Source organism: Arthrobacter sp. JCM 19049 (assembly GCF_001310435.1).
This window is the reverse complement of sequence record NZ_BAXF01000108.1, coordinates 1-6,218: the sequence shown is the minus strand read 5'-3', so window position 1 is coordinate 6,218 and position 6,218 is coordinate 1. Positions and strand designations below refer to the sequence as shown.

Sequence of the window (6,218 nt, the reverse complement as noted above, 5' to 3'; positions counted from 1 at the left end):
CCTGCGCGTCGTGTGCGCTGTGGCCCCGGTCAGTGCCGCGCTGGCCTGGATGCCGGCCACCGTGGACCAGGAGGCGGTGCTCGAAGACGTGCGCTATCAGATGGAAGTCGGTGCACGCTGGCTGAAGTCCCATTTCCCGGATTTGAAACTGGAAACCGATGTCATCCCCGGCCCTCCGGTGGAAGTGCTGATCCGTGAATCCGAGCACGCGGTGTTGACCGTGACCGGTTCGCGGGGCCGCGGCGGATTTGCCGGCATGCTGTTGGGCTCGACCAGCCAGGCGTGCTGCACCACTCGAAGGGCCCGGTGATGGTGGTCCCGGACAGCGAGGACCCGCGTCTGGCAGACCGCAAGGACTTCGAGGAAGAGGAACAGTAGAAAGACCCAGCGCTCCGGCACTCGCGTAGCCGGAAGCCGGAACGAGCGGCCGCTGGACCGCCGGGAAGCCCCGGTGATCCAGCGGCCGCTGGGCGTCAGGGGGTTGCGCGGAGGGTTGGGGAGCCCTGCATCCGCCGGGTCAGGTGTGCGGGGCATGAAAAGGGACCGTGGGCGGGGCAGTTCGAGAAGAATGCTCCATCCACGGTCCCTGTGACCGGGTGCCGGCTGTCCCTTTCGGGTGTGCCTAGTAGCGTGCCGCCCGCGGCATGATGTTGTTGACGTAGCTCAGCGGGGTCACCGAGATGCCGGCCTGTGGGTTGCGTGCGTGCACGACCTGTCCGTTGCCGATGTAGATGGCCACGTGGTACATGGAAGCCCCACCGTTGGAGGAGGAGAAGACCAGGTCCCCTGGGCGCAACTGGCTCAGCGACACGTACTGCGGGGCAGCCTGGTACTGCTGGGTGGAGGAACGTGGCAAGGAGATGCCCGACTGGGCGAAGGCCCGCTGGGCAAAGCTGGAGCAGTCGAAGGCGTTCGGGCCATTGGCGCCGAAGACGTAGTACTTGCTCGGGTCATTGGCGGTCTTCATGGCCCAGGAGATCGCCGCCGAGTAGTTGCTGCTGCTCTGCGGGGTGATGGTTTCCTTGGGCTTCTCCGTCACCTGCGGCTTAGGCTGCGGCTTAGGCTTCGGCTTGGGAGCAGGCTTCGGAGTGGCCTGCGGCTGCGGCTGCGGCTTCGGCTTGGGCTTGGCGGTTTCCTTCGGCTTCTCAGCTTGGGCTTTTCCGTCTTTGGCTTCGTTGATTCCTTGGGCTTATCCGCCTTCGGCTTGCTGGTTTCCTCGGGCTTCTCGGTGGCCTTCGGCTTTTCGGCCTTTGGCTGCTCTGGCTCGGGTGCCTTGCTCTGCTCCGGCTTCGGGGTCGGCTTGGCTGCTTCCTGAGGCTTCTCCTCCTCGGCCTGCTCCGTTTCGACTTCCGGAGTTGGCGCCACGTTCGGCTTGTCCTGCTCCTGTGAGTCCTCCGGCTCGCTGGCAGCCAGTTCCTGAGGCTTCTCCACCGTCAGCGGAGTGACCTGCCCGACCGTCGGGGCCTGCTCGTTGTCCTCAACCTTGGGCTCAGTGTCCTGGGCAATGACGGAGTCAAGCTTCTCTTCGTCCGCCTTGGCTTCAGCCTTCTCGACCTGCTTGCGAACCTCGGCTTCTTCCTGCTCTTGCAGGGTGGCCAGGTGACCGATCAGTTCGTCGCGCAGCTTGCGCTGGGGATCCACGGCGGATTCGTAGCGGTTCAACGTGGAGTTGGCGGTCGAAGCAGCCTGATCGTAGTCCTCGGTGGCCTTCTTTGCCGCCTTTTCGGCTGCAGACGAATAATCCTGCCAGGCGTCGACCAGGGCCTGCGCTTCAGCGGCGGAGTTCAGTTTGTGGGATTGGCTTTGGCTCAGCGCATCAATGGTTGCGGCCTTGTAGAACACGTCGTTGGACTCGTCGTCCTGCAGGAGAATGCCCAGGGTGGAGGAGCTTGCGCCGCCGCGGTACAGGTCGGCCGCGATATTTCCAACGGCTTCGCGGCTCTGGTCCAAGTAGGTCTTGGCCAGTTTCACCTGCTCGCGGGCCCGGTCGGCCTCGGCAACGCGGGCGTCGCGCTCTTCGGTGGCCGTGAGTAGAACATCTTGCGCCTGCAGTGCCTCAGCTTCCGCCTGCTCCAGCTGATCCCGGCTGGCGGCCAGTGAGCTCTCCAGTCGGCTGATCATGGCGTCGGTCGCGGCCTTGTCGCCCTTGGCGGCTTCCACCTCTGCGGCAGTGGGCATGCTCGAACCTTCTGGTGCTGCCGGGACCGTGAAGGATGAGGTAACAGATGGCTGGCTGGAGGCCGCCGCCGGAATGGCGCCGGCGAGGCAGGTGGCAGCCAGGGCAAGGGAGCATGCAGCGACGCTGAGCGTGTGGCGTTTAGGCATGTGGTCGTTCCTCACGAGTTTTGAATGATGATGAGTGGTGCCCGCATCCGTTGTTATGAAGCCTTCGAAATCCGTCTCAAAGGTCACGGTTTGGATAAGGTTCCAACTAGCACACTAGGCCAATTCCGTAACCGATGGCAACACTCGTCACACCAGTCACATGAATTACATTGCTGGAAGATTCTTCCGAAACGGTGTGACATGAGGACTTTTGGTATGCATGAAAGAGATTGGGTTTCCTTGAGCTAGTGCTGGGCCTCGCTAAACTCCGCATGAACGTCTCAGAATTTGGAGGATTGTTGCGATTCGGTATAAGGAAGCGTCCTGCATTCGCTGTCGGAAAGAGTCCGGGCGGTGGTCCTGGATCCAACACGGGCTGGGTCGGATGGCGTCGGGTGCGGCCCCTCTCCGGCAGCTCTCGTCCGTTACCTATAGATAGGCTCTTAAGGGGATCCGCGGTTTGATCCGGTCGCGATCGGCGTGGGGTGCGGCGGTCTCGCCCTGCGGCGGGAACCTGCCTGGTGACGCAGATCTCAAAAAACTTTGCGCCGCCTTCGGAGCTATCCCCAGCCCAATTCATGCAGTCGGGCGTCACCGATGCCGAAGTGATGAGCGAGCTCGTGCATAACGGTAATGCCCACTTCCCGTACCACTTCTTCAGGTGATCGGCAGACCCGCAGCGTTGGGTTTTTGAAGATGATGATCCGGTCCGGCATGGCACCCGCCGCCCAGTCGTGGTCCCGCTCGGTGAGGGCGATGCCCTCATAGATGCCCAGAATCTCGGTGTTTTCCGGTTCTCCGGGCAAGGGTTCGTACTCGTCTTCAATGAAGAAGGCGACGTTATCCATCATGCGCTGAGCAGAGGCGGGAATCGCTCGATCGCCTGACGGACCAGCTCGTCAAACTCCTCGTCGGGCATCTGCAAATCCATGCCTCCAGACTACGTTGGAAGATGGCGGCGAAGGGTCTTCGGGTGCGCCACGGGAGGGGTGGAGCTCGTTTTGCGAAATCAAAAAATGCCACGTATAGTTATTGAAGTCCGCAGCGGAGACGCAAGAAACCGCAGCAGATCATAGGCCCCCATCGTCTAGCGGCCTAGGACACTGCCCTTTCACGGCAGCGGCACGGGTTCGAATCCCGTTGGGGGTACAAGCAATCGGTATCGATTGCCAGGTGGAGTAATTCACCGGCTTGCAATAGCAAGGCCCTGTAGCGCAGTTGGTTAGCGCGCCGCCCTGTCACGGCGGAGGTCGCGGGTTCAAGTCCCGTCAGGGTCGCTTAGGTTTCCAAGAAATTGGATACCGGGTGTCCGTCAGCAATGGCGATGCCAGGCTCTGTAGCTCAGTTGGTAGAGCGTTCGACTGAAAATCGAAAGGTCACCGGATCGACGCCGGTCGGAGCCACGCAAGCCTCGGGTGACCGAGGGTTTTACTATGTCGTTTGGGTGGCAATCCAAATCACATGGCCCTGTAGCGCAGTTGGTTAGCGCGCCGCCCTGTCACGGCGGAGGTCGCGGGTTCAAGTCCCGTCAGGGTCGCCAAGAAAAGCCTTCCTTCGGGAAGGCTTTTTGCGTTAAGCTTGTCGGTGGCGCGGACCGAAGGCTCACCCGCCTCCCGTGGCCGGCCCTAGTTGGCGCGTCCCAGATGTCGCGGCCCCAGCCACCGGTTGCTTAACCTGCGGTATGCGGCAGCCGCCCCGGTGGTGTCGCTCTCTTCCAGCGCCTGCAGGCCATGGTGCAGGTCATTGACCGAATCGTCCGGCCAGACCAATTCGGCCAGGGGCCGTAATCGAGTTCAAGCACCGACTCCCGGTCAAAGCCCTCCAGCCAGGTGCCCAATTGTCCCAGTTCTTCAAACAGCGGGGCCTGGGCGGCGTGCGCGACCATGACGTTCAGGGCCCAAGACAGTCGCTCCACTGCCTGCGAAAACGTGGTCAGCAGGCGAACCGAGCGCAACTTGTCGCCCTGCTGGTGAACCCGAACCTCGTCATCCTCGCGGAAGAGCGCGAACCAGCTCAAGGGGATGCCCCAGCTGGAGGTGCGGGTGTTCAGGTGCGTCAGGTCCTCGGCCAGCCGGTTGGTGTCCAACCGGACAGCGTTGGCTTCCCGCGCTGCGGGGGGAACGAGCAGGTCAAAAACCTCCGGACGCATAGCTTCCTCCGCCTGCTCCGCGGCGAGCAGCGCCCGGGCCGGCAGTTGGCCTGGGCAGTACGCGTGTGCTCTGTACCGTCATAGCCAGCGACGGTTACCGCTCGGAAGAACTCCGGCTCGTCGTGGGGGAAGGGATCCGAAACCCTGCGCAACGTGCGTGTCCAGAGCAGACGGGTTTCATGTTCCTCGGATTGTTGCCAGTCGCGCTTGGGGGTGGACAGGATGATACTCTGCGCCCAGTCCTCAAAGGCGGCCAGCGGTTCATACACCCGAAGGTGAGCGGTGGCTGCACTCAGCTCCTGAAGTGGGCCAGAGATCTCCGGAGTCATCAGCCGGCGAGCTCCACAACCACCGGGGCATGGTCCGAAGCACCCTTGCCCTTGCGTTCTTCACGGTCAATCCAGGCATTGTTCACCCGGGCGGCCAGCGCCGGCGAGGTTAGCGCGAAGTCGATGCGCATACCCTCACCACGCGGGAAGCGCAGCTGAGTGTAGTCCCAGTAGGTGAAGGCGCCCTCGGTGAAGGGGCGCACCGGGTCGCTGAACCCTGCGGTCTCAAAGGCCCGGAACGCGGCGCGCTCGGGCTCGGAAACGTGGGTCATCCGGTTCTCAACGAAGAAGTCGATGTCCCACACATCTTCGTCCCTTGGAGCAATGTTCCAGTCCCCGGCCAGGGCAATTTGGGCGTCGGGATCCCGTTCCAGCCAGGAGGCCGCATTGTCCTTCAGCACATCGAGCCACTGCAGCTTGTATTCCATGTGCTCGTCATCCAGTGCGCGTCCATTGGGAACGTAGAGGCTCCACACGCGAACGCCGTTGCAGGTGGCGGCCATGGCGCGCGGCTCCTGGATCGGATCCTTCCCACCCTTGCCGAAGGAGGGTTGACCGCCAAAGGTGCGTTCGACGTCGTCCAGCCCCACGCGGGAGGCGATCGCCACCCCATTCCACTGGTTCACCCCGAAATGGGCCACCTCGTAGTCGTTGTTTTCGAACAGTTCCCAGGGGAAGTTCTCGTCCTTGCACTTGGTTTCCTGGATCGCCAGGACATCGACGTCGGTGCGCCGCAGCCAGTCCTCGACACGGTCGGCGCGGGCCTGAGGGAGTTCACATTCCAAGTCGCAATCTTCACGTCTTCAACCTATCAATTTTTGGCGCGGGAATCCGGGTCGATGAAATCACGGGCTGGCCGCTGCGGCGAGCGAGTTTGGATGGGACCCTTCAAAATACTTGGATGTCCGAGTATATTCGTCAGTAGAATGTGACCGTCCTCACGAGAAGGCCTGATAGATGAGCGATATCCGCATTGAACAGCGCGGCACCCTGGGGCTAATCACCTTGGACCGTCCCCGTGCGCTGAACGCCTGACGACCGCGATGTGCCAGCAGATGCTCGACGTTTTGCTGGCTTGGCGTGATGATCCGCAGATCCACCAGGTCGCGGTGACCGGGGCCGGGGAGCGCGGGCTGTGTGCCGGTGGAGACATCGTTGCCATCTATCGCGACATTAATGACCGCGAAGGGTCGACCGAGGAATTCTGGCGCATTGAATACCAGCTCAATGCGCTGATTGACGAATACCCCAAACCCTACATCGCCCTCATGGACGGCATCGTTCTGGGCGGAGGCATAGGCATCTCGGCCCACGGCAGCCACCGTGTGGTCACCGAGGCCAGCAAATGCGGCATGCCAGAGGTCTCCATCGGATTCTTTCCCGACGTGGGCGGCACCCACCTGCTGGCGCGCGCG

5 protein-coding genes, 4 tRNA genes and 2 pseudogenes are annotated in these 6,218 nt (G+C 62.3%); 6 read left to right on the top strand and 5 right to left on the bottom strand.

What is annotated here, in order from left to right; translation table 11 throughout:
• Positions 1-378: pseudogene (locus JCM19049_RS07080) on the top strand (universal stress protein); the annotation flags it as partial.
• 244 nt (positions 379-622) lie between these two features.
• On the opposite strand, the gene JCM19049_RS07075 reads toward JCM19049_RS07080, so the two are convergent.
• The 3 genes from JCM19049_RS07075 to JCM19049_RS07065 form a co-directional block, all read right to left on the bottom strand.
• Entirely contained in the window at positions 623-1,039 is a 417-nt protein-coding gene (locus JCM19049_RS07075) for a C40 family peptidase (RefSeq protein ID WP_054821235.1), read from the bottom strand.
• Positions 1,036-2,178, bottom strand: a complete 1,143-nt coding sequence (locus JCM19049_RS07070) for a hypothetical protein (protein WP_054821234.1) — start codon at positions 2,176-2,178, stop codon at positions 1,036-1,038. Before JCM19049_RS07070 ends, JCM19049_RS07075 begins: the two co-directional genes overlap by 4 nt.
• Before the next feature lie 707 nt (positions 2,179-2,885).
• On the bottom strand, positions 2,886-3,176 hold the full coding sequence (locus tag JCM19049_RS07065) for a metallopeptidase family protein (protein WP_279402664.1): 291 nt from the start codon (positions 3,174-3,176) through the stop codon (positions 2,886-2,888).
• Positions 3,177-3,401: 225 nt separating this feature from the next.
• Here JCM19049_RS07065 and JCM19049_RS07060 point away from each other — a divergent pair.
• The 4 genes from JCM19049_RS07060 to JCM19049_RS07045 all read left to right on the top strand — a co-directional run bounded on the left by JCM19049_RS07060 (position 3,402) and on the right by JCM19049_RS07045 (position 3,865).
• Positions 3,402-3,474: transfer RNA gene (locus JCM19049_RS07060), tRNA-Glu, on the top strand.
• 54 nt (positions 3,475-3,528) lie between these two features.
• Positions 3,529-3,602: transfer RNA gene (locus JCM19049_RS07055), tRNA-Asp, on the top strand.
• 53 nt (positions 3,603-3,655) lie between these two features.
• Positions 3,656-3,728, top strand: a tRNA-Phe gene (locus JCM19049_RS07050).
• Positions 3,729-3,788: 60 nt separating this feature from the next.
• Positions 3,789-3,865 (top strand) — tRNA-Asp (locus tag JCM19049_RS07045).
• A 129-nt stretch (positions 3,866-3,994) separates the two neighbouring features.
• Here JCM19049_RS07045 and JCM19049_RS07040 read toward each other — a convergent pair.
• Positions 3,995-4,474 carry a hypothetical protein gene (locus JCM19049_RS07040; RefSeq protein ID WP_054821233.1) on the bottom strand — a complete coding sequence of 160 codons (480 nt, stop codon included), beginning with the start codon at positions 4,472-4,474 and terminating at the stop codon, positions 3,995-3,997.
• Positions 4,475-4,802: 328 nt separating this feature from the next.
• Positions 4,803-5,602 (bottom strand): annotated as a pseudogene (locus JCM19049_RS07035) (exodeoxyribonuclease III).
• Between the two features lie 244 nt (positions 5,603-5,846).
• On the opposite strand from JCM19049_RS07035, the gene JCM19049_RS07030 reads away from it, so the two are divergent.
• A partial coding sequence (locus tag JCM19049_RS07030; RefSeq protein ID WP_306420725.1) for an enoyl-CoA hydratase/isomerase family protein occupies positions 5,847-6,218 on the top strand: 372 nt, incomplete at its 3' end.

What these genes read in the sequence shown, in the direction of transcription:
- JCM19049_RS07040 (WP_054821233.1), bottom strand. Translation starts at nt 4,474, where the DNA reads ATGCGTCCGGAGGTTTTTGACCTGCTCGTTCCCCCCGCAGCGCGGGAA.
- JCM19049_RS07070 (WP_054821234.1), bottom strand. Translation starts at nt 2,178, where the DNA reads ATGCCCACTGCCGCAGAGGTGGAAGCCGCCAAGGGCGACAAGGCCGCG.
- JCM19049_RS07065 (WP_279402664.1), bottom strand. Translation starts at nt 3,176, where the DNA reads ATGATGGATAACGTCGCCTTCTTCATTGAAGACGAGTACGAACCCTTG.